The sequence below is a fragment of the Sphingosinicella sp. CPCC 101087 genome, from assembly GCF_004151485.1.
Lineage (GTDB): Bacteria > Pseudomonadota > Alphaproteobacteria > Sphingomonadales > Sphingomonadaceae > Allosphingosinicella.
The window spans coordinates 12,295-34,177 of record NZ_SBFF01000001.1 but is presented as its reverse complement, the minus strand read 5'-3'; the positions used below and the strand labels follow the sequence as shown (position 1 = coordinate 34,177).

The 21,883-nt window shown below is 66.2% G+C and carries 22 protein-coding genes; 13 read left to right on the top strand and 9 right to left on the bottom strand.

Going from position 1 to position 21,883, the window contains the following annotated elements; genetic code table 11:
* Positions 1–363 precede the first annotated feature (363 nt).
* Complete coding sequence (locus tag EKM57_RS00155; RefSeq protein WP_129790452.1) at positions 364–1,701, bottom strand: MFS transporter; 1,338 nt, start codon at positions 1,699–1,701, stop codon at positions 364–366.
* Positions 1,702–1,732: 31 nt separating this feature from the next.
* On the bottom strand, positions 1,733–3,298 hold the full coding sequence (locus tag EKM57_RS00150; RefSeq protein ID WP_129790451.1) for a leucyl aminopeptidase: 1,566 nt from the start codon (positions 3,296–3,298) through the stop codon (positions 1,733–1,735).
* Positions 3,299–3,565: 267 nt separating this feature from the next.
* Here EKM57_RS00150 and pgsA point away from each other — a divergent pair, with 267 nt between their 5' ends.
* The 3 genes from pgsA to EKM57_RS00135 are packed head-to-tail and all read left to right on the top strand — an operon-like array spanning position 3,566 to position 4,812.
* Complete coding sequence (gene pgsA, locus EKM57_RS00145) at positions 3,566–4,132, top strand: CDP-diacylglycerol--glycerol-3-phosphate 3-phosphatidyltransferase (RefSeq protein WP_129790450.1); 567 nt, start codon at positions 3,566–3,568, stop codon at positions 4,130–4,132.
* Between the two features lie 7 nt (positions 4,133–4,139).
* Complete coding sequence (locus EKM57_RS00140) at positions 4,140–4,400, top strand: MoaD/ThiS family protein (RefSeq protein ID WP_129790449.1); 261 nt, start codon at positions 4,140–4,142, stop codon at positions 4,398–4,400.
* A 13-nt stretch (positions 4,401–4,413) separates the two neighbouring features.
* Positions 4,414–4,812 (top strand): molybdenum cofactor biosynthesis protein MoaE, encoded by a 399-nt coding sequence (locus EKM57_RS00135; protein ID WP_129790448.1) that lies wholly within the window; start codon positions 4,414–4,416, stop codon positions 4,810–4,812.
* A gap of 3 nt (positions 4,813–4,815) precedes the next feature.
* Here the strand turns inward: EKM57_RS00135 and EKM57_RS00130 are convergent, their stop codons facing one another.
* Entirely contained in the window at positions 4,816–5,715 is a 900-nt protein-coding gene (locus tag EKM57_RS00130; RefSeq protein WP_129790447.1) for a hydrogen peroxide-inducible genes activator, read from the bottom strand.
* A gap of 253 nt (positions 5,716–5,968) precedes the next feature.
* On the opposite strand from EKM57_RS00130, the gene EKM57_RS00125 reads away from it, so the two are divergent.
* From EKM57_RS00125 to EKM57_RS00105, 5 genes are all read left to right on the top strand, one after another.
* Entirely contained in the window at positions 5,969–6,511 is a 543-nt protein-coding gene (locus EKM57_RS00125; protein ID WP_129790446.1) for a peroxiredoxin, read from the top strand.
* 218 nt (positions 6,512–6,729) lie between these two features.
* On the top strand, positions 6,730–7,251 hold the full coding sequence (locus tag EKM57_RS00120) for a carboxymuconolactone decarboxylase family protein (protein WP_129790445.1): 522 nt from the start codon (positions 6,730–6,732) through the stop codon (positions 7,249–7,251).
* 188 nt (positions 7,252–7,439) lie between these two features.
* A complete protein-coding gene (locus EKM57_RS00115; RefSeq protein WP_129790444.1) occupies positions 7,440–8,420 on the top strand; it encodes a TIGR03885 family FMN-dependent LLM class oxidoreductase in 981 nt (326 codons plus the stop codon).
* Positions 8,417–10,078, top strand: a complete 1,662-nt coding sequence (locus EKM57_RS00110) for an alpha-amylase family protein (RefSeq protein ID WP_129790443.1) — start codon at positions 8,417–8,419, stop codon at positions 10,076–10,078. The genes EKM57_RS00115 and EKM57_RS00110 overlap by 4 nt, the downstream gene beginning before the upstream one ends.
* A 64-nt stretch (positions 10,079–10,142) precedes the next feature.
* On the top strand, positions 10,143–11,174 hold the full coding sequence (locus EKM57_RS00105; RefSeq protein WP_129790442.1) for an aldo/keto reductase: 1,032 nt from the start codon (positions 10,143–10,145) through the stop codon (positions 11,172–11,174).
* On the opposite strand, the gene EKM57_RS00100 is transcribed toward EKM57_RS00105, so the two are convergent.
* The 6 genes from EKM57_RS00100 to EKM57_RS00080 form a co-directional block, all read right to left on the bottom strand.
* Positions 11,092–12,120, bottom strand: a complete 1,029-nt coding sequence (locus EKM57_RS00100; protein ID WP_129790441.1) for a transposase — start codon at positions 12,118–12,120, stop codon at positions 11,092–11,094. The two genes, EKM57_RS00105 and EKM57_RS00100, sit on opposite strands and share 83 nt — an antisense overlap.
* Positions 12,120–13,103: a HEAT repeat domain-containing protein gene (locus tag EKM57_RS00095; protein ID WP_129790440.1), complete on the bottom strand. Its 984-nt coding sequence runs from the start codon at positions 13,101–13,103 to the stop codon at positions 12,120–12,122. Before EKM57_RS00095 ends, EKM57_RS00100 begins: the two co-directional genes overlap by 1 nt.
* Positions 13,104–13,230: 127 nt before the next feature.
* Positions 13,231–13,386: a hypothetical protein gene (locus tag EKM57_RS21695; RefSeq protein WP_165357118.1), complete on the bottom strand. Its 156-nt coding sequence runs from the start codon at positions 13,384–13,386 to the stop codon at positions 13,231–13,233.
* An 88-nt stretch (positions 13,387–13,474) separates the two neighbouring features.
* Positions 13,475–14,095 (bottom strand): hypothetical protein, encoded by a 621-nt coding sequence (locus EKM57_RS00090; protein WP_129790439.1) that lies wholly within the window; start codon positions 14,093–14,095, stop codon positions 13,475–13,477.
* Positions 14,092–14,628: an RNA polymerase sigma factor gene (locus EKM57_RS00085; protein ID WP_206185233.1), complete on the bottom strand. Its 537-nt coding sequence runs from the start codon at positions 14,626–14,628 to the stop codon at positions 14,092–14,094. The genes EKM57_RS00090 and EKM57_RS00085 overlap by 4 nt, the downstream gene beginning before the upstream one ends.
* Before the next feature lie 167 nt (positions 14,629–14,795).
* Positions 14,796–15,422 (bottom strand): DNA-binding transcriptional regulator, encoded by a 627-nt coding sequence (locus EKM57_RS00080; RefSeq protein ID WP_129790437.1) that lies wholly within the window; start codon positions 15,420–15,422, stop codon positions 14,796–14,798.
* A gap of 165 nt (positions 15,423–15,587) precedes the next feature.
* Here EKM57_RS00080 and EKM57_RS00075 point away from each other — a divergent pair, with 165 nt between their 5' ends.
* The 5 genes from EKM57_RS00075 (at position 15,588) to EKM57_RS00055 (ending at position 21,838) form a co-directional block, all read left to right on the top strand.
* The gene (locus tag EKM57_RS00075; RefSeq protein WP_129790436.1) at positions 15,588–17,552 is read left to right on the top strand and encodes a TonB-dependent siderophore receptor; all 1,965 of its coding nucleotides are present in this window, start codon (positions 15,588–15,590) and stop codon (positions 17,550–17,552) included.
* A 13-nt stretch (positions 17,553–17,565) separates the two neighbouring features.
* Positions 17,566–18,474, top strand: a complete 909-nt coding sequence (locus EKM57_RS00070) for a glycerophosphodiester phosphodiesterase family protein (RefSeq protein ID WP_129790435.1) — start codon at positions 17,566–17,568, stop codon at positions 18,472–18,474.
* A gap of 107 nt (positions 18,475–18,581) precedes the next feature.
* A complete protein-coding gene (locus EKM57_RS00065) occupies positions 18,582–19,526 on the top strand; it encodes a LysR substrate-binding domain-containing protein (RefSeq protein WP_129790434.1) in 945 nt (314 codons plus the stop codon).
* Between the two features lie 321 nt (positions 19,527–19,847).
* A complete protein-coding gene (locus EKM57_RS00060; RefSeq protein ID WP_165357117.1) occupies positions 19,848–20,291 on the top strand; it encodes a nuclear transport factor 2 family protein in 444 nt (147 codons plus the stop codon).
* Between the two features lie 281 nt (positions 20,292–20,572).
* Positions 20,573–21,838, top strand: a complete 1,266-nt coding sequence (locus tag EKM57_RS00055) for an amidohydrolase family protein (protein ID WP_206185232.1) — start codon at positions 20,573–20,575, stop codon at positions 21,836–21,838.
* Positions 21,839–21,883: the final 45 nt, after the last annotated feature.

Here is a 21,883-nt window from a genome sequence, read left to right as displayed (position 1 = left end):
ATTCTCTGTGTGAGTTACTGCGAACTGCAGTTCTCCATTTGTTCTTGACATTTTGTACGAGGCGGGGTACTGGAGCCGACCGGACGCTTTCCGGACGCGGAAGCTCGGCGCTCTTTGAAATCGTGAGGTGCGAAGCATGATGGTGCGTTCGCGCACTCGTCCGACGACCGGCCCGTCATGCGGCCGACGCGGCGCCGTTCGGGCCGTCGCGCCGGGGCGTGCGTGCGTACGCGCGCGCGATACGAGCGCGCGCATGGCGACTGTCAATTTCGTCAAATTCGCAGGGGCGCCGGAGCCGCACGGCGTCATGCGAACGGCGGCCTCGTCGAGGGGTCCGTCGAATCCAGGCGCCGCCGGAGAGCCTCAGACCGTCGGCGGCAAGCCTTCGGTGTCGGCGCAGTCATTGTCGACGCAGGCCTTGTGCAGGCGCCAGGCTAGCCAGGCCGAGACGAGGCACATGGCGGCCGCCAGCAGCAGTTGGTCCGCCGTCGCCACACCGGCGAGCGACAAGGCGATCGCGATCAGCGATCCGCCGACCATCGCGCCCGAATTGACGATATTGTTCGCGGCCACGGTGCGCGCAGCCTCCGACTTGCGCACCGTGGTGGTGAGGAAGGCGTAGAGGGGCACGACGAACATGCCCCCGGCCACAGCGATTCCGAGCAGCGCACCGACCAGGGGCAGCACTCCGGGATGATCGAGGAAGGCGCCGATGTCGTAGAGCTCGTCGCCCGGCGCGCCGACCCAGCTTGCCGCGCTGAAGTGGAAGGCGACGACGAACAGCCCCATCATGATCACCGAGGGCGCGGCGTAGCGCGCCGAGACCTGGCCCTTGAGAAGCCGGTTGATGGCTACCGATCCGATCGCGACGCCGACCGAGAAGATGGCGAGGAAGAGGCTGGCGACGGCGCGGTCGGAGGTCAGCACGTTCTTCACCAGGGGTGGGAACTGGATGAACAGTACCGCTCCGATCGTCCAGAAGAAGCTGATCGCCACGATCGCCAGGAACAGGCGCGGAATGTGCATCGTCGCGCCGACTAGGCGGATCGAGGACCGGATGATGTTGAGGTCGATCTTGTGGCCTTCCTCGAGTGCCGGCGCCGGCGGCACCTGGCGGCCGGAAAGGTAGCCGACCAGCGCGACCAGGATGACGGCGATTGCGGAAGCTTCGACGGGTATGACGCCCGCAAGAATGGTGCCGCCGAGGATGGCGATATAGGTGCCCGCCTCGACCAGGCCGGTGCCCCCAAGCACCTCGTTGGGGCGCAGATGCTGGGGCAGGATCGCATATTTGATGGGGCCGAAGAAGGTCGAATGCACCCCCATCGCGAACAAGGCGAGGAGCATCATCGGGATGGCGACCGTGCTCGTGGCGAGGCCCATCCACGCGAGAAACAGGCCGGCGGCGCCCACGACCATGATCGCTATCTCCGCGAGCTTCACCAGGCGGATGATCTTCGCCTTGTCGCGGGCGTCGGCGAGCTGCCCCGAGAGCGCCGAAAGGAGGAAGAAGGGCAGGATGAACACGCCGGTCGCGATCGCGCTGAACCACGTCTCCGACTGCTCGTCATTATAGACCTGGTAGACGACGAACAGGACCATCGCGTTCTTGAACAGATTGTCGTTGAACGCGCCGAGCAGCTGCGTGGCAAAGAGCGGCAGGAAGCGGCGCCGGCCGAGCAGGTAAAGCGACGGGGTCATGCGAGGCGCTTGGAGCGTTTCGTCACGCGGATCAGTCGCGCCTGCTGGTGTCGGCGACGGGGCGGAAATCTCGTATGAAGCGATCGAGCAGGCGTATGCCGAAACCGGCCATGCCTTCGGGAACGGTAGGCGTCGCGCTGCTTCTCACATCCACGCCGGCAATATCGAGATGCGCCCAGGGGGTGTCGGCGATGAAGGAGCCGATGAAGTGGGCGCCGAGGCCCGCGCCTGGACCGCCGCCTTCGACGACGTTCTTGATGTCGGCAATGTCCGACTGCATGTCCTCGGCATAATTCTTGTGGAGCGGTAGCCGCCACAATTCCTCGCCGGCGGCGCGGCCGGCGGAGAGGAGCTGGTCTGCGAGCGCATCGCTGCGGCTGAACAGTCCGGCATATTCGTCGCCCAGCGCCGTGCTGACGGCTCCGGTCAGCGTGGCGATGTCGACGATCGCCGCCGGCCGGAAGCGCTGTTCGGCGAGCGCGACCGCGTCGGCGAGCACCAGCCGCCCTTCGGCGTCGGTGTTGAGTATCTCGATCGTTCGCCCGTTCATCGCCCGGACCACGTCCCCGGGGCGGCTCGCGGTGCCGCTGGGCATGTTCTCGGCCAGGGCGGCGATCGCCACGGCGTGGACCGGCGCGCGCGACTTCGCCAGGCTGAGCACCGTCGCAACCGCGGCGGCGGCGCCGCCCATGTCCCCCTTCATCGCCCACATTCCGCTGCCGGGCTTCAGCGAGATGCCGCCGGAGTCGAAGGTGATGCCCTTGCCGGCGAGCACGACCGGCGCATCTTGCGAGCCGGGGCCGCGATATTCGACGATCAGCATTCGCGGCGGGCGCGCCGATCCGCGGCCGACGCTCAATATGGCGTTCATGCCGAGCTGCTCCATCGCCGGCACGTCGAGCGCCTCGATTCGCACGCCGTCGATCCCCCGGAACGCTTCTCGGGTCCGCTCGACGAACGATTCGGGATAGATGATGTTGGCGGGTTCGGTGATCAGGTCGCGCGCGAAATATACCGCTTCGGCCATCGCCTCGCCGTCGCGTTGCCACGCCGCGCGGGCCGCCGCGGCATCGTCGGTGAGGATGGTCAGCGGCGCGTCCTCGCCGGGACGCCGCGGATGTTCCGGATCCGCGCTGCGATATCGATCGAAGCGATAGCCGCCGAGGCGGGCGCCGACGCCGATCTGCGCCGCGGCGGCGGCGCCGGTGCCGAGGCCGGTCGCGGCGATCGCCACCGGCCCGTTCTCGCGTGCCGTCTCCTGCGCTGCGGTGCCGCCGAGCGTCTGGAGCCGTACCGCCTGGTCGCCTTCGCCGGTCGTGCCGAGGATCAGGATCTGGGTCCACGGTCCAAGCCCGCGCAGCGCCAGCGTGTCGCCGGCACGATAGCGGAAGTCGGCAGAGGCGAGCGCCCGGCTGACGGCCTCGCGGGTCGCGCCGTCCAGCATCGTGCCCCTCGTCGCCAGTTCGTCGGCGCTGCCGAGCGGAAGGACGAGGGCACCGCCTGCGGGTGCCTGCTCGGCGAACTGGATCGGGCGGGCGGCTGGTGCGGCGCTGAGGGCACTGGCGGCGAGAAGGGCAAAGGTGAGGAGGCGGCGCATGGTGTCTCCGTGAGAGTTCGGACGACTGTTTGGCCGACCGAGCAGAGCCGCACAAGCCCGACGTGCGCCGGGCGAACGGTCGCTGCGAGCGCATGAAACGTCCTGTCATCGGTTCGCCGGGCAGCCGGTCGCGAAATTGTCGCGGACCGGTCACACGCCTGCCTGCGTCCTACGCAGGCCGGCATAACGGGGGCAACCTGTTCCTCGGGGACCTGGTCGCAGCCGGCCATTGGCCTTGGCGGCGGGGCAGGGTAAGGGCGGACGCCGATGCTGACCCTGCCGAACCTGCTGACCCTGTCGCGGATCCTGGCGGTGCCGATCCTCGTCTTCCTGCTGTGGAAGCCGGGATGGTACGACTATGCGGTCACCTTCGTCCTCTACTGCCTCGTGGGAATCACCGATTATTTCGATGGCTATCTCGCCCGCGCTCAAGGAACGGTGTCGAGGCTGGGCGTCTTCCTCGATCCGATCGCAGACAAGATCATGGTGGCGGCGGTGATCGTGATGCTGGCCGCCCGTCCCGGTTCCGACGGGACTCCCATCATTGCCGACTGGCATCTCATCCCGGCCTTGGTCATCCTGCTTCGCGAGATCATCGTGTCGGGCCTTCGCGAATTCCTCGCCGGCCTGCGCATCTCGGTTCCGGTCAGCCAGTTGGCCAAATGGAAGACGACCTTGCAGCTCGTGTCGCTCGGCGCGCTGATCCTCGCCGGCGCGTTGCCGAGCTGGTCATGGGTCTATCTGTTCGGGGTCGTCTGCCTTTGGGCGGCGGCGGCGCTGACCCTGCTCACCGGCTGGGACTATCTGCGCGTCGGCCTGAGGCACATGGATTGAGGGCTTAATGGCGGCGCTGGAGATCCTTTATTACGGCCGGTTCCGGGACGATATCGGGCGCGACCGCGAGCATGTCGACCTTCCAAGCCATGTGCTGACGGTCGAGGATCTCCTGGCCTGGCTGCGCGACCGGGGCGAGCCGCACGCGTCTGCGCTCGCCCGAAGCGAGGACTTTCGGGCCGCGATCGCCGGAGAATGGGCCGAGCGCGGCGATAGCCTGTTCGGGGCGGTCGAGGTGGCCCTGTTTCCGCCGGTAGGCGTGTTGTAAGGGTCAGGGCGCCATGATCGACATCAGGGTACAGGCCGGCGACTTCGATCCCGGCCGCCAGCTCGCCCGGCTGGGCGAGCTCAAGAAGACGGCGGTGACCGGCTTCGCCGGGCAGATCGAGACCGACGAGGACGTTGAGCATGTCTGGGTCGATCATCATGCCGGCCTCGCCCGGTCCGAGCTGCAGGCCATCGCCGAGGAAGCCGAGGCGCGCTGGTCGCTCGCGGCTATCATCCTCATTCACCGGCACGGCCGGATCGCGCCGGGCGAACGCGCCCTGTTCGTCGGGGTCGCCGCGCCGGACGTCGATCAGGCTCTGGCCGCCTGCGCCTGGCTGGTCGCGCAGATACGCACGCGCGCCCCGTTCTGGCGAAAGGATGTGCTGGCCGACGGTACCGGTCGGTGGCGGTAAGTCTCAGGCCGCAGCCTTGAGCGCGTCGGCGAGCAGCCGGAATTCCTTCTCGCGCGGGCTGCCCCGGCGCCACACCAAGGCGATGAGCCGCGTCGGGTGATCCGCGTCGAGCGGCCGGGCTTCGACGCTGGTGCCCTCGAGGATGCCGGCGTCCACCGCCATTTGGGGAATGATCGTGAGACCGAGGCCGTTGTCGACCATCTGCACCATGGTGTGCAGCGACGTGCCCAGGATCGAAGCCTGCGCCCTGAGCTCGGGCCGGTTGCAGGCGGACAGGACATGGTCCTTGAGGCAGTGGCCGTCCTCGAGCAGAAGCAGCTTGTCCTCGTCGATCGATCCGGGCGGCACGGCGGAGGGCAGCCCGTCGGCCATTCCGGAAGGGAAGGCGACCATTAGCCGGTCCTCGAACAGCTCGGCCGTTTCGACGTCGCCGCAGGCATAAGGAAGGGCGAGCAGAACGCAGTCGAGTTGGCCCCGGCGCAGCGAATCGCAGGCCGACTGGCTGGTCTCCTCGCGGAGGTAGAGCTTGAGATCGGGCCATTCGCTCCGCAGCTTGGGCAGCAGCGTGGGCAGCAGGAATGGCGCAATGGTCGGAATCACGCCCATCCTGAGCTCGCCCGCCAGTGGCTTGCCCGATGCCCGCACCATGTCGGCGAGATCCTCGGTCTCGCGCAGGATGCGCTGCGCCTTTTCCGCGACGCGCAACCCCAGCGGCGTGAAGCGGACCACCCTCCGGGTGCGTTCCACCAGCGTGACGCCGATCAGCGATTCCAGCTCCTTGATGCCCGCCGACAAGGTCGACTGGGTGACGAAGCAGGCTTCGGCGGCGCGACCGAAATGGCCATGATTCTTGAGCGCGACCAGATATTGGAGCTGCTTGAGCGTGGGCAGGTACGAGCTCATAGCGGCCGCCTTCCCGAAGGCTCGCTCGGTTGCCGGGGAAGCAGCCGGAAACCTTCTTCGACCATGAGCGGCTCGGGCACGGACAGGCAAGTCGACATCGCGGCCTTCCCGGCGGCTGGCTCGACATGAGCTCATCGCCTCAATCGATCAATACCAGCGATCTAATCAATTGGCACGATCGAATCCAGCCCCTATATGGCGGCCTCGACGACAGACCGCGCGTCATCAATCAAGAAAACAGGAGAAAAGCTGCATGCTTACCGTTGGCGACAAGCTTCCCGATCTCACGCTTCCGGTTCAGCAGGGCACGTCCGCCCTTCCGGCTGGCGAGACGATCGATCTTGCCGAGACCAACGGCAAGTGGAAGATCCTCTTCTACTGGCCCAAGGATTTCACCTTCGTCTGCCCGACCGAAATCGTGGGCTATGGCGAGCTGAAGCAGGATTTTGCGGATCGCGACGCCGTCCTGATCGGCGCCTCGACCGACACCGCTCATGTCCACTTCGCTTGGCGCCGCTCGGACGAGCAGCTCGCCAATGCGGACTTCCCGTGGATCGCGGACAACAAGAAGGATCTCGCCTCCGCGCTCGGGATCCTGGATCGTGAGGAAGGGGTCGCCTATCGTGCCACCTTCATCATCGATCCCGACAACGTCATTCAGCACGTCACGGTGAACGGCCTCAATGTCGGCCGCAACCCGCAGGAGACGCTTCGCGTTCTCGACGCGCTGCAGACCGACGAGCTGTGCCCGTGCAACTGGACGGCCGGTGAAGAGGTCCTGAAGCCTGCGGCCTGAGCGTCGCCCCTAGCGCTCCGGCAAGTCCCGAACCAGGCGTTCGGACCTCTGAGGAGGGGCGCGGCGACCCAGGTTGCCGCGCCCCTTTTTCATTCGATCCACCCTTCCTGCACGCAGGGAGGCGCGGGCGGATCTCTATCGGGAGCCTCGCTGCCGGTGGACCCGCCAACCCTGACCCCTGCCCGCGCGGGAGGGGGTCGCTAGGAATGAGGAACCCCATGCATTCGCTAAAGGAATTCGCCGACACCCTTCCTGAATATGCGAAGGATCTGCGGCTCAATGTCAGCTCGCTGCTCAACGACCAGACGCTCGGCGACAATCGCAAGCTCGGCCTGATCCTCGCCTGTGCGCACGGCACCGGCTATCGGCCGCTCGTCGCCGCCGCCGAGGCGGAGGTCGAAGGCAAGATCGACGACGCTTATGCCAATGCCGCCCGTTCGGCCGCGGCGGTCATGGCGATGAACAACGTCTATTACCGCTTCGTCCACCTCGCCTCCAACCCTGTGTACGGCACGCTTCCCGCCAAGCTCAGGATGAACGCGATCGGCAACCCCGGCATCGACAAGGCCGATTTCGAGCTGTTCAGCCTGGCGGTGAGCGCCCAGAACGGTTGCGGAATGTGCATCGACAGCCATGAACGCGTGCTCTCCCAGCACGGCGTCAACGCCGAGATCATCCAGACGGCCGCCAGGGTCGCCGCAGTGATGAAGGCGGTCGCGACGGTTCACGCGACGCTCTGAACATCCGGCCGCGGAGGCTCGACCGGACGGCCGAGGACGCGCCGTCCGGCGAGCCGGTCGGTGGAACGTCGGGCGCGCCGCCCCGTTGGGAGATTTTCCCGGCGGAGACATGAGATGCGGCGAAAGGGCAGGCACGGTTCAAGGAAGTTCGGTGGTGCTGCCGCGCCTGCTGCGCTGGTCGGGCCCGCATGGCTCTGATCGGCTATCACGCGTCGCACGAGCAGTTCGCGCCCGAGGCGCTGCTCGATCATGTCCGCGAGGCCGAGGCCGCCGGCTTTCAGGCGGTCATGTCCTCGGACCACTTCCATCCCTGGAGTCGGGCACAGGGCCATTCCGGCTTCGTCTGGGCCTGGCTCGGCGCCGCCATGCAGGCAACCACCTTGCCGTTCGGCACCTTGTGCATTCCCGGTGGCTGGCGTTACCACCCGGCGGTCGTCGCCCAGGCTGCGGCGACGCTCGACCGGCTCTTTCCCGACCGCCTGCAGTGGCTTGCGCCGGGCAGCGGCGAGGCGCTCAACGAAGCGGTGATCGGGTGCGGCTGGCCGGACAAGGATCTGCGGCGGGCACGGCTCGGCGCCGCCGCCGACATCATGCGGCGCCTCTGGGCGGGCGAGACGGTCAATGCCGACACCCCGATCCCGGTGCGGGATGCGACGCTCTACAGCCGCCCGCTGAAGCCGCCCCGGCTCGTGGCGCCTGCGCTCACTCCCGAAACGGCCGCGTGGGCGGGCCGCTGGGCCGACGGCCTCATAACCATCTCCGCTCCGCGGAAAGACCTCGTCGCCATCGTCGACGCGTTTCGCTCGGGCGGAGGCGAGGGCAAGCCGATAGCCCTGCAGGTACATCTCTCCTGGGGCTCGAGCGACGCGGAAGCGCGCGAGTGGGCCTTCGACCAGTGGCGCAGCAATGCGATCACGCCTGTCCAGTCGGAGACTTTGCGCACGCCCGAGGCCTTCGAGAGCGCGACGGCCGAGGTGAGGGCGGAGGACATGGACTCACATGTCCGCATTTCCGCCGATCCGGAGCGCCACGTCGCGTGGCTGAACGAGGACCTCGCCTGCGGGTTCGACGAGATCTACCTGCACAATGTCGGCCGTAACCAGCGCGACTTCATCCTGGCCTTTGGCGAGCGCGTTCTTCCTTCCTTGTCGCGGAGCCTGGCCGAATGATCCGAACACTCTGGTACAAGAACGCTCTGATCTACTGCCTGTCGGTCGACAGCTTCATGGACGCCAATGGCGACGGAGTCGGCGATTTCGACGGGCTCGCACGCCGCCTCGATTATCTTCATGGCCTTGGGGTGCGCGCTCTCTGGCTGATGCCTTTCCAGCCGTCGCCGCGGAAGGACCACGGCTACGACATCACCGACTATTATTCGGTCGATCCGCGCTACGGCACGCTCGGCGACTTCGTCGAATTCACCCATGGCTGCAAGGAACGCGGCATGCGGGTGCTCATGGATCTGGTCATCAACCACACGTCCGATCAGCATCCCTGGTTCCAGGCCTCGCGCAGCGACCCGGAATCGCCCTATCGCGACTGGTATATCTGGTCCGAGACGAAGCCCAAGGATGCTCACAAGGGCATGGTGTTTCCCGGCTTCCAGGACGCCACCTGGGACTATGACGACGAGGCCAAGGCCTGGTATTTCCACCGATTCTTCAAGTTTCAGCCCGATCTCAACTATGCCAATCCCGATGTCCGCGCCGAAATCTTCCGGATCATCGGCTTCTGGATCGAACTCGGCGTATCCGGCTTCCGGATGGATGCGGTTCCCTTCATCATCGCCGAAGACAGCCCTCGAGCGGGCGAGCCGGAGCTGAAATATCAGATGCTGCGCGATTTCCGGGCGTTCGCGCAGTGGCGCAACGGCGAGTGCGTCATGCTGGCCGAAGCCAACGTCCCGCCGAAGGAAAGCCTCGAATATTTCGGCCGCGATGCCGACCGACTGCACATGATGTTCAACTTTCCGGCCAACCGGACCCATTTCTATGCCCATGCCTCCGGCGATGCGAGCGCGCTCAAGAAAGCGCTGAAGGACACCCGCAATCGACCGGAGACCGGCCAGTGGTGCCATTTCCTGCGCAACCATGACGAGCTCGACCTCAGCAATCTTACCGAGGAGCAGATGGAGGCGACGTTCGCCGCCTTCGCGCCGGACCCGGAAATGCGCCTCTTCGATCGGGGCATCCGCCGCCGGCTCGCGCCCATGCTGCGCGGCGACCGACGTCGGGTCGAGCTTGCCAACAGCGTGCTGATGAGCCTGCCCGGAACGCCGGTGATCCGCTACGGAGACGAGATCGGCATGGGCGACGACCTGGCTCTGCCGGAGCGCGAGTCCGTCCGCACCGCGATGCAGTGGGACAATGCGCCGAACGGCGGCTTCACGCTGAACGAAAGCAGCGCGTGTCCCGTCATCGCCGACGGACCATATGGGTATCGCCACATCAATGTCGCCGAGCAGCGACGTGATCCCGATTCGCTGCTCAACTGGACCGAGCGCCTGATCCGCCTTCGGCGCGAGACCCCGGAGATCGGCTATGGCGATTTCGATATCGTCAGGTCGCCCAAGGACATATTGGCGCTGCGCTACGAGTGGCGCGGCGCCTCCGTCCTCATCGTCCACAATTTCAGCGACCGGCCGCGCGAGATCACGTTCGGCCTCGACGCGACCGGCGGCACGAAGCGCAAGCTGGTCGACCTGCTCGACGGCGATCACGACGACGGCGACGAGGCGGGTCGTCACACGATCGTCATCGAACCTTATGGCTATCGCTGGTACCGCATCGGCGAGATGAACGACGCGCTCGAACGGCGGGAGGCCTGATCGGCGGCCGATCCCGCCCCTCGGTGATTCCGTCGTTCCGCCCATACCAGACGGAGCTCTTCGCATGCGCTACAATCCGCTCGGCCGCACCGGCCTCTACGTCTCGGAGCTTTGCCTCGGCACCATGACATTCGGCGGCGACGAAGGCATGTGGGGCAATATCGGCCGCGTCCAGCAGGAGGAGGCGGATTCGCTGGTGAAGGCGTCCATCGACGCGGGCATCAACTTCATCGATACGGCCAATGTCTATTCGAAAGGCCTGTCCGAGCGCATCCTCGGTCAGTCGCTGCGCAACCTCGGCGTGAGCCGCGGCGAGGTGCTGGTCGCGACCAAGGTCTACGGACGGATGGGACAGGGGCCGAATGGGGCGGGTGCGTCGCGCCACCATGTCATGGCCCAGGTCGAAGCCAGTCTGGAGCGGCTTCAGCTCGACTATATCGACCTCTACCAGATCCACGGCTTCGATCCGACCACGCCCATCGAGGAGACGCTGGAAGCGCTCGACAGTCTCGTCCGCCGCGGCATCGTGCGCTATGTCGGCGTCTCCAACTGGGCGGCCTGGCAGGTCGCCAAGGCAGTCGGCATCGCCGAACGGCGCGGGCTTGCGCGGGTCGCCTCGCTCCAGGCTTATTATTCCCTGGTCGGCCGCGACCTCGAGCGGGAGATCGTGCCGATGCTCGCCTCGGAGGGCGTCGGGCTGATGGTGTGGAGCCCGCTCGCCGGCGGGTTCCTCTCGGGAAAGTATCGGCGCGGCGCCGACACCGATGGCCGCCGCGCCACCTTCGACTTTCCGCCGGTCGACCTGGAGCGCGGATATGCGGTCGTCGACGTGCTGGACGAACTGGCAGCCGCCAAGGGGCGCAGCGTCGCCCAGATGGCGCTCGCCTGGCTGCTCCACCAGCCAGCGGTATCGACGGTGATCATCGGCGCGCGGCGCCGGGAGCAGCTCGACGACAATCTTGCCTCCGTGGAGGTCGAGCTTACCGCCGAGGAAGTTGCGCGGCTCGACGAGGTCAGCAAGCTTGCGGACGAATATCCAGGCTGGATGCTTCGCTTGCAGGGCAATTATCGCGACATTCCGCCGCGGCGGGGCTGAGTTCGGGCCGCTTCTCGCGCGGGCGACTGCCCTCGATCCAGCTCCGGTTCGCCTGAAGTTTCTCCATTTCGCGGCGGCTCATCCCGGCGACGAAGGCGTTGCCCGATGCCGCGCCGCGGGCCAGCGTCTCGAGTCCTTGATCCGCATCCGCGGCCGAGCCCGCCAGCTCGCGAATGGCGGCGAACTGGATGCGGTCGCAGGGATGGTGCGCGGCGAAGCTCTCGACCAGGTCGCGGGAATTCGCCCCGTCATGATTGGCGGCCAGCGCGAGCAACGCCTCGCTGGACGTGTGCGTGAGGATGCCTGCAATCTCGCATCTTTTCACGTCGAACCGATACTGGCTGAGAAAAGGCAGCCGGTTCGAGGCTTCCATGATGTTGATCGACACCGAAAGATCGTCGGGAGGCAGCTGGTCGTGGACGTCGCGATGGGCACGGTAAAGCATGATCTTGCCGGTCTCGAGACGCGTCTTTTCGACGAAGGTCAGGTCGACCTTCTCGCCGGGCAGGCCGACGACCCGGCTGTAATCATACTCGTAATATTCGCTCCAGTAGCCGGGGCCGAAATAGCCGACGGTGAGGAAGGAGAAATTGTGGTCGTGCGGCACGTGGTAGAAGAAGGGCGACGTACCGCTCGCCTTCAGCACGCTGTCGCGCTCGGAAGGCCAAAAATTGGCGCGAATGAAGAATTTCTCGGTGGCCCGATGCAGGATCAGCACCTGGGCGCTGTAGCGATTTTCAAGAGTCTGCCGATGGCAGCGATCCTTGAGCTCGGCGACCGCCATTTCGGCGAGGAAATGGCGGTTGTTGGCCAGCCGCTTCAGCAGCGGCGCGACGGCCGCGAAGCTCTCCTCTTCGGCAGGGTCAAACGACTCATCGTTGAGCGCCTGAACGAGGTCCCCGAGCTCGATCGCCTCCATGGCCTCGCAGGCGACGACCCGTGCCATCAGGCCACCTTGCGCGGCGCCACGCGCGGCGCTTCGATTTGATCGAGAACGGCGCGCGCCGCCCGCCGGGTCTCCGGATGGCGATCGCGCGCGGCCATCCGCTTGAGGTGCGGCATCGCCGCAACCACGTCGAGGCCGAGGAGTTCGCGCATCACGTGCCAGCGGACGAAGAAGTTTGGATGATCCAGGAATTCCGCCATGGCCGGAACTGCGGCGTCGTGCCCCAGCTTGCGCAGCAGTGTCGTCAACATCTGGATTCGCGACGCACTGTCGTCGGCCGCGCTGCAGCCGACATATTCGTGGCTCTCCGAATCATATTCGACGCTGACCGGCGCACGGTCCGGCTTTGCCGTCGCCTGAAGAAGGAGCAGGTTGCTCGTTGCATGCTCTACGACGAAGCTTTCGCACCGTCCGTCGAGCACGAGGATCTCGCCGTCTTCGATGCGCCGTTCGCCGGCGCGCCGACAGCGGCCCGCCTCGGCTGCCATGAAGTCTTCGCCGATCAACGGCGCGGTCCAGAAGGAGAGGCGGGCGCCGCCCGCCTTTACGAACTTGAACACCTCGACATGGCCCGAGAAGGCGACCGAGGCGCGCGCGCTCTTGCCGATCTTCCTGGCCGCGAGGGAGGCAATGTTGGTGACGCCCATCGCGATCGACACGAGATCGTCCTCGAGCAGCACGAGTCCCCGGTGGATGTCGCCGTGAATGTCCTGGAAAGGAGGCTCGAAGAACGGGTCGTGCCGCAGCGCCGCGGCGAGGTTGCCGATCAGCCTATCGACCCATGAAGGTTCGGCGAACAGCCGGCAGGCCGCGTCCCGCACCTGCTCTGCGCTTGCGTGGGGCGGCAAGGCCATCTGCGCCGCGAGCGACCGGCGGACCGTTCCCCCGCGCCATTGGGCGGCGAAAGTGTCGATCTCCTTGCGGGTGCGTCGTTGCGCTGCCCCGTCGCTCAGCCATGCCCGAAGATCGTCTCCGACTATCATCTTCAGACCCCGATCCCCTGACGCGGCGGTGCCGCTCACCGGGCGGTGCGGCCGCCCCTCCGGGCCACCGAATGATCTTGCCCTCCTCGCGCGGCCGGCCAGGCACAGCGCGAGGAAGTATCAGCGTCTAGTTGGCAACGTAGATGGCAACTCCGGCGGCAATCCCCATGCAGACGATTCCACCGACTTCCTGCTGCTTGCACGATCCGGAGATCGAAACCTCGGTTTCGAGTTCAGGGAGGTCTTCGACCTTGATGCCGACATGTTCCGGTGCACGGTTCACTTTTATGCCCTCCTCGAATTGACGCATGTTAGGGAGGATCGTCTGGCACCCAAACGTTGACACTTCGCTAAACGGCGGGGTCCGTGCGTCACGCCTCGGTCGTGGAATCGCCTTCGTGGCGATAGGCCTCCCGCAGCGCGGACAGTCGCTCCAGTTCGCGCTGGCTCCTGCGATATTGCCGGAAGATCCGGACCGCCATCGCTGCGAAGCCTAAGCCGGCCACCACCTGTATCAGCGTGCCGAGCCCCGGAACGGCGTCGATGCGCGACGAGATTTCGCCGCCCGAACTACCCTCGACCACGTAGGCGAGAAGGAGTCCCATCAGGATCGCGGGTCCGGCAAGGAAAAGGCCCAGCCGGCTCCGCTTCAAGGTCTGGCTGACGCGATCGATGGTCTGGTCGAGCATCTCTTCGGTGGTTCCGGTCAGGCTGCGCATCTCCGCAGCGCGCAGCCGGCGCTGGCGGACCTGGCTGACCAACAGAAGCAGGATCGCTCCACCGCCGACCAGCAAAGTGTCGAGCTTCGGGTTCCGGAGGACGAGCAAGGCGACGACGCCCGCTACGACCACGGCCGCGGCCGTATCGACGCGTTGCCCCCATTTGGCGCGGCGGCGTACCGTCTCGGCCGTTCGCCTCAGCTCGGCCAGCTCCGCCGGATCGGGGCGCTGGCGCCAGACGTCGCCGAGATGCTCGAGATCGAGGTCGCTCATGGCGTCCCCTCCAGCATCTTCTTGAGTGCGGCCTTGGCGCGCGAAAGCCGCAGCGCCAAGGCGTTGGGGGCGATGTTCAGCATGTCGGCAATCTCGGCATAGCTGAATCCTTCGAGCACGAGGATGATCACCTCGCGCTGAGGCAGCGGCAGCCGCCGCGTCGCTTCGATCAGCCTGCGCCGCTCGCTCGCGACGATGGCCTTGTCTTCCGGGGTCGGCTGATCGGATTCGACTCGTTCGGGCATTTCGGCCACCGGAGGCTGCCGGACCTGGCGGGTCACGAAGGAGATGGCGCGGTTCTGGGCGATCCGGGCGATGAACGTTTTCAGCGAGGCGTCGGCGCGGTAGCTCGGCAGCGCCTGCCAGACGGCGAGGAAGATCTGCTGGGTCAAATCTTCGCGCAGGGCCGGATCGGCCTCGTAGGACATGGCTATGCGCGAGATGAGCGGGCCGTGATCCGACACGATCCGCTCGAACGGCGGCGTCTCGCCGTCGAGGCCTCCCGCCGTCGCCGTTTTCCCCTCCCTCTTCACCGCCCGCCGCATGTTTGCACAATCGGGACGCCGTTCACAGTCGCCTGCGACGTGCCACCGGCCGGTTAATCTTCCGTATCGCCCCGACGAAGATCCGCGTGATCTCCGACACGGGCGGGGCCGTGATCATCTCGATGCGGGATGGCGCGGCGTGCAGCCTCCACGTCTCAGGACAGCGTCTCGAACGGGATCGACATCATCGCTCCGCCGTAATCACGGATGAAGGCATCATATTCGGCGCGACTGATCTGCTTGACCTCCGAGACGCTCCAGATTCCATCGTCGTTCGAGAAATGCGGGGCATCGAGGCTACGGATGTAGATATGTTCGCCGGGCGCGCCGACCTCCAGTGCGTTGACGGTCATGCACAAGGCGAGCTCGCCCTGGAACAATCCGCTTCTTTCCCATTGCTCGGTCACCTGGTCCGTCTGCGGGCCGAACACGCCGTAGATTGCACGACCCCGCAAGTCGGGCAGCGGAACCCTGGCCTCGATTATCAGCGCGCTGCTCGCCTCCAGGAACACCGCGCCCTTGCGGAGCAAGGTCTGCGGCCAGGCGCTGTGACGGATGCGCGAGCGGATCGCGCGATCCTGCCGACCCGCGAACGACATGCGGAACGTGTCGCGCAGGTTTCGCCTTGCGGCCAGCGCAGGCTGGTCCACGCCTCGCTCCCATCGGGATACGGTCGATTGATCCACGCCCAGCCGGTCGGCGATCGCGGCCTGGGTGAGCCCCTCGCGGGCACGGAAGGACCGCAGCAGGCGCGGCCAATATTCGTCTCTCGCCTGGGACACCCGATGCCACCTCTGTCGTGTCGGAGGCTAGCGGCCTTCCGGGTCAATCCGGTGACAGAATATGCGTTCTCAGGTGGAGCCGTCGCATCGGCTGCACCAATCCGACCGCGGAGAGTCACTAAACGCGGCTAGCCGCCCCTTCGACATTCGAAGGGGAAATTGCCGATGATCGATAAGCTTCGCTTCTGCCTCCCGGCAGGCTCATCCTTGCTCGCACTCATGTTGGTCGCACCCGCTCCGGCCGACGCGCAGAGCGAGGGGGCAGGGCCCGACGACCCCCTCGGAGAAGAGATCGTGGTGACGGCCGGACGTCGCGAGCAGCCGATCGAGCAGCAGGGCGCCGCGATAAGCGTCTTCACGGCCGAGATGATCGAACGGCAGCAGCTGACCACGGTCGACGAGGTGCTCCAGCGCGTGCCCGGCGTCGCTATCACCCGGTCGGGCGGAATCGGCCAGAACACCCAGGTGCGAATGCGCGGCTTCACGACCAAGCACGTGCTGGTGATGATCGATGGAATCAGGCTCAACAATCCCTCGGAGGCCGACAATCAATATGGGCTCGAGCACCTCTTCCTCGATGGCGTGGAGCGGGTCGAGGTCCTGCGGGGGCCGCAGTCGGGCCTCTATGGCGGCGATGCGTCGGCGGGGGTGATCAACATCATCACGCGCCGGCCGCAGGGCGATCCCTATCTGCGCATCTCCGGAATGTATGGCAGCCACGACAGCGCCCAGCTGACCGCCTCGTCGGCGGGGCGCCTGAGCGACGTCGGCTATTCGCTCGGGGCCACCTATTACCGGACCGACGGCATCTCGCTCGCCAGTCGCCCGCCCGGCAATGTCGAGCGCGACGGCTACGAGAATCTCACCCTGAGCGGGCGCGTGGAATGGGACGTGACCGAGACGCTGCGTGTCGAAGGCTGGCTTCAATATATCGACAGCACGAACGAGGTCGACAACGGTTTTCTGCCTGCGGACAATCCCGACGGTCTGCCGGCATTCCTGTTCCAGGACAGCCCCGGCGAAGTGCAGACGGAGCAGTTGTTCGGGGTCGTAAGGGCGAATCTGGAGACGCTGGACGGGCGTCTCACCCACACTGCGCAGCTCTCCTATGTCGATGCTTCCTCGCTCTCCCTGGCGCCGGAGTCGCGCCAGGAAAGCGACGGCCAGACGACCGAGGCGGCCTATTACGCAACCTACGATCTCGGTGCGGGCGCTTATCTGCTCGGCGGGATCGAGCGCAAGCGGGAGGAGGGGCGCTTCGAGCAGCCGACCGGCGGCGGATTTGCGACCGTGAACGATTCCATCTCCGAGACCGGCCTCTTCGCCACCGCCCATCTGAGATTGTTCCAGGGCGCCTATCTTTCGGGCGCGATCCGCCACGACGACAACGAGCTGTTCGGCGGCAACACGACTTGGCGGGCATCGGGGGCCTATAACCTGCCGGGCGCCTGGCTGCCGGGCATCGGCGTCAAGCTCCGTTCGAGCTACGGGACGGGGGCCGAAGCACCGGGCCTGCGTCAGTTGCTCGGATCCTCGCCTACCTTCCAGGGCAATCCCGACCTCCAGCCCGAGAGCAGCTGGATGTGGGACGCCGGCGTCGACCTGCGTCTCGCCAGCAACCTGGCGAGCCTCAGCCTCACTTATTATCGCGGCAAGGCCACCGACGGCATCTTCAACATCACCGATCCGGCGACCGGGATCAGCTCGCCGCAGAACGTGGACAGTCCGGTGCGCATGCGCGGCATCGAGGTCGAGATGGCGGTGCGTCCGGCCCGCTGGATCGACTTCACCTTCAACTATACCAACATGTCGGTCCGACTGGTCTCGTCCTCGACCCAACTGTTCGGCCGGCCGCGGAACGAAGGAAGCGCGGCGGTGACCATTCGGCCGACGGAGCGGTTCAGCGTCACGGCGGACGCCTATTGGCGCGGCCGTTTCTTCAGCGACTATCCGACCAGTTATCGCATGCCCGGCTACGGCTTGCTGAACGTCAGTGCGTCATGGGAGCTCACCGAGCGAGTCCGGCTCGACGCCAGCGTTCGTAACCTCTTCGACAAATTCTACGAGGAGAAGCTCGGCGACTCCACCTACGGCCGCACCGCGCTGCTGCGGCTCACGACAACGTTCTGAAGGCGGCCGGATCATGACGTTCAACGCTGTCCTGGCGGTATTCCTCGCTGCCGCCCCTGTCTCCGTCCAGCCCGCAGTACCGCTGAGCAACGGCCATGCTTCCGCCATCGGGCTGCTGAAATGCCTGGCCGACAACAAGGTCGTGCTCTCCAGCGGCCATCGCGGCGGTCCGGCGCCGGGCTACCCGGAGAATGCGATCGAGACCTTCACCCGGACGTTGGCGCAGGCGCCGGTGCTGATCGAGGTGGACGTTCGTGCTACTCGCGACGGGGTGCTCGTGCTGATGCACGACAGCACGCTCGACCGAACGACCACCGGCGAAGGGAAGGTCGCCGATCGCTCGTGGAGCGAAATCCAGGCGCTCCGCCTCGTCGACAATGACGGGAGGGAAACCGCGTTTCGCGTGCCCACGTTGGAAGCGGCGATCGCGGCGATACGCGGGCGCGGGATCCTCGTCATCGACGTCAAGGAAGACCGGACGCTTCCCGGCATCGCTCGCGCCATCGCGGCGGCTGACGCGCGCGCTTATACCATGGTGAACCTCTACCGCCCGTCGCAGGCGCGGACGCTCCACCGAATCGACCCGGAGATTGCCGTCACCCTCCCTGTCCAGTCGCTCGAAGATCTGGAGGTACTCCGGCTGGTGGGGGTCAATGTCGATCAGCTTGCCGCCTGGACGGGTCTGGAGGGGATAGACGAGCGCGCGCCGGCGCTCTGGGCCGAACTCGGCCGGCGCGGCATTCCCGCCATGTTCGGCACCCTGTTCGTCGCGGACCGGCAGTCGGACGATGGCTCGCTGTGGCGCGAGCTTGCGGACATGGGCGTCGACGTCATCCCCAGCGATCGTCACCTGGATGTCGTACGGGCGCTCTCGACGGAACGTGACCTGGCCGCCGGCATTCGCGCCTGCGAGTCCGGCTGATAGCGCCGGCACGAACGATATATGCCTGTCCGGTCTGGCCGCTGACGCGTCAGGAGCCGTTCGGAGCCTATGCGAATCCTGGCGTCCAAGCTAGATTCTCCAACTTCATGTCCGTGCCGGCCCTTCCTCCGCTTCCCAGCTTGCGGGCCTTCGAGGCCGCAGCCCGGCTCGGCAGCTTCTCGCGTGCAGCGGCCGAGCTCCACATGAGCCCGGCGGCGGTCAGCTATCAGGTGAAGCAACTCGAGGCGCGGCTCGGACTGCCGCTGTTCAAACGCTTTCCGCGACGGGTGGAGCTGACAGCCAACGGCGAGTTGCTCGCGTCCGCGATCATTGCAGCCTTCACGACGATGCGGACCGGCATCGCTCAAGTCGCCGATCGGGCACAGGACGAACTTTCGATCACAACCCTGCCAACCGTAGGGGCGTCGTGGCTGGTCCCGAAGCTCGGGCGCTTCAGGGCGCGCCATTCCGCCGTGCGGGTGCAGCTCGACATGAGCGTGCCGGTTGCGGACCTCGCCGCTCTGGATTTCGACGTTGCGATACGCAGCGGCCTCGGCACGTGGCCCGGCTTGCGCAGCGATTTCCTCATGCCGAACCTGTTCACTCCGGTCTGCAGCCCCGCCATCATCTCCCAGGCGTCGGCCTTCCTCAAGGGTGAGGGCCCGGCGGTCCCTTTGCTCGGACGGCGCAACTGGTGGCAGATGTGGTTCGGTGCCGTCGCGCGGCCCGATGTCGACCTGGACCGCGCGATTGGAACGCATCTGGGCGCCGAGCATCTCTATGTGTCGGCCGCCGTGGCAGGGCACGGTATTGCGATGGTCTCCCCGATATTCTTCCAGAGGGAGATCTTCTCCGGGAGCCTCGCCATGCCTTTGGACTTGGTGGCGAGCGACGGCCGCGGCTACTGGCTCACCTATCCGCGCACGCAGGCCGCGATCGCGAAGGTCCGCGCCTTCAGAGAATGGCTCCTCGAAGAGGCTGCGGCCGACGTGGAGGCCGCCCGCCCACTGCTGACGAGGACTGTCGAGGTCGCGCCTATTCCGGCGGAATGACGAGCGGCCGATGCGAGACTGCCCGTGTCGGTGCATTGCCGTCCTGCCGTGCAGAGACATCACCAGCATCACCCGGAAAGTGAACGTCGCCCGGACTAGAAGAACATTCCTTGACGCCTGTCGCCTGGCCGCCACGCGCTCCACATAGTGGCTGCACGATGTGTATCGCCCACCTCCCGCCGACGATCGATCCATCGAAGACTAAGCCGGCCTTGCCCTTGCCGACTATTTTCCGGTTTTCTCGCCCTTCGCCCTGGCCGATGTCTGAGCACGCCCCTGACGCTTGGGAGTGAATCGATGCCGTGGGTTGGGTTTTCGCTTATGGCCGCAGTCTCTCTCGCCACGGTCTCGTCCGCAGCCGCGCCGTTGCAGGGTCCGGGTGAATGCACGCACCCTGAAGCAGCGCCCGAGCAAGTGGTGCGCAAGCTGCTCGACGCCGGCAATCGGTCCGACCTCGAGACCTGGCTCTGCCTGTTCCATCCGGACGCCCGACAATTTCGCAGATCCGAGGACCCGCACCGGCTCGCCGATCGCCCCAGCGCGACCGTCACTGATGCCGCTAGCCGGCGGAGGGTCTACGAAGAGATCTTCTCGCGTCCCGACAAGACACGCGCGGAGATTCTCGGGATGCTGTCGCTGGGCGAACTCGTTGTCTCCCGGGGCGTATTTCATGCTCCCACGGGGCCGATCCAGACGCTGACGATCTACAGGGTGCACGATGGACGCATCCTCGACATCTGGGATGTCGAGCAGCAGCGGGATTGAGCGCCACGGCCATGGCAGCTCTCGTCGATCGAACCTGGCGGCGGATCTCTGAGGCATTGGCTCAGTCCTTTCCCGGCCGGGATCGGCTGCCATCCCTGGGCGTCGCACGTCTGCTTCGACGCAGTTCTCGACGAGGGACGTTTGTCCCGTCGAACGATCGTTCGGGAGGTGACGCTGGAGCCGGACAGATGAATTTCACGGGATGGTCCCGGCGGCGCCTTGGCATGCTCGCCGCACGTCTCATGGCGCCGGGCCTTGTCGCCTTGACCGCGTCGTCGGGAATGGCAAATCCGACTTGCGACACATCGCCGATACTTGTGCGCAACGCCATGCTCTGGGCGGCCGGCGACGGCGTTCAGCATCGCGACGTGCTGTTCGCGGACGGTCGCGTCGTGCGTGTCGGCCAGGCAGGTTCGCTGCGGCCGCCGGCTGGCGCACGGCTGATCGAGGCTCGCAATCATACGCTGCTCCCCGGCTTCGTCGATCTGCACATACATTTCTCGGTTCGTGGGCTGCCTTCGCAGGGACCGGAGCCGCGGGACACTGCCGCTCTAAGCGGCCGCCAGTTGTTGCGGTCCGGCGTTACGAGTGGTCGCCTTCACCTCTCCAGCCTGGAGACCGGCGCAGACCTTAAGCGGCGGGCGGCGCACCCATGCGCACCGTTGCCGCGCCTGCAGGTCGGCGGCCCGCGTCTCGGCGGCGCTACGCCCGAGCGCGAGGAAAGCGCATTTTGGGGCGTCAGGTCTCCGGAGGACGCAGCCGCGAAGATAGACCGGATATGGGCTGCGGGCCTCGACTGGATTCCGATACATGAGGCACATCGTTTCGGGCCAGGCGTTCTGCAGGCACTTGCGAGCGCGGCCCGCAGGCGCGGCCTGCGCATCATGGGCTCGGGTGCCGATTTCGAGGAACTTGCTGCGGTCCTGACGATCCGACCCGACACGCTCGACTATATCGACCTTTCCGCAGCGGATTATCCTCCGGACCTTCTGGCGAGAGTGGCGTCGAGTGGAGCGACGCTGGCGCCCACCCTCGGATATGCACACCGGCTACGCGCGTTCTTCGACGATCCTGCCCTGGTCCAGGCGCCGGAGCATTTCGAGTTCATGGCACCGCCCGACGCGGCGGCGGTGCTCGCGACGGCTCGTCGTGAGCTGGCCGAGCTTCCTTATGTCGCGGCGACGCTCGATGCTTACCCTCGGCTTGCGCGCAAGTTCGCTCAACTTCGCGGAACCGGCGCTCCCATCGCTATTGCCTCCGACGTCGGATCGCCCGCCCATTTTCAGGCCGCGGGAATCTGGTGGGAGCTGAATGCCTGGCGTACCTTTGGGCTCGACGTGGAGTCGGCGCTTCGTGCCGCCACGCAAACCGGCGCACAGGCATTGGGCGACCTTTCGGCAGGGAACCTGCGTGTCGGAAGCCATGCCGACTTCATCCTCTATGAAGGAGAGATCGGTGTCGGTCCCCTCGATCCCAGCCGGATTCGAACCGTTGCGAAGGCTGGGGCTCTATTCGTCCACGACGGCCACTGGGTGGGAGAGCCCTGACGCGCCGACGTCCCCACGCTCGCGGCGATGCCGTACACCCGTTTC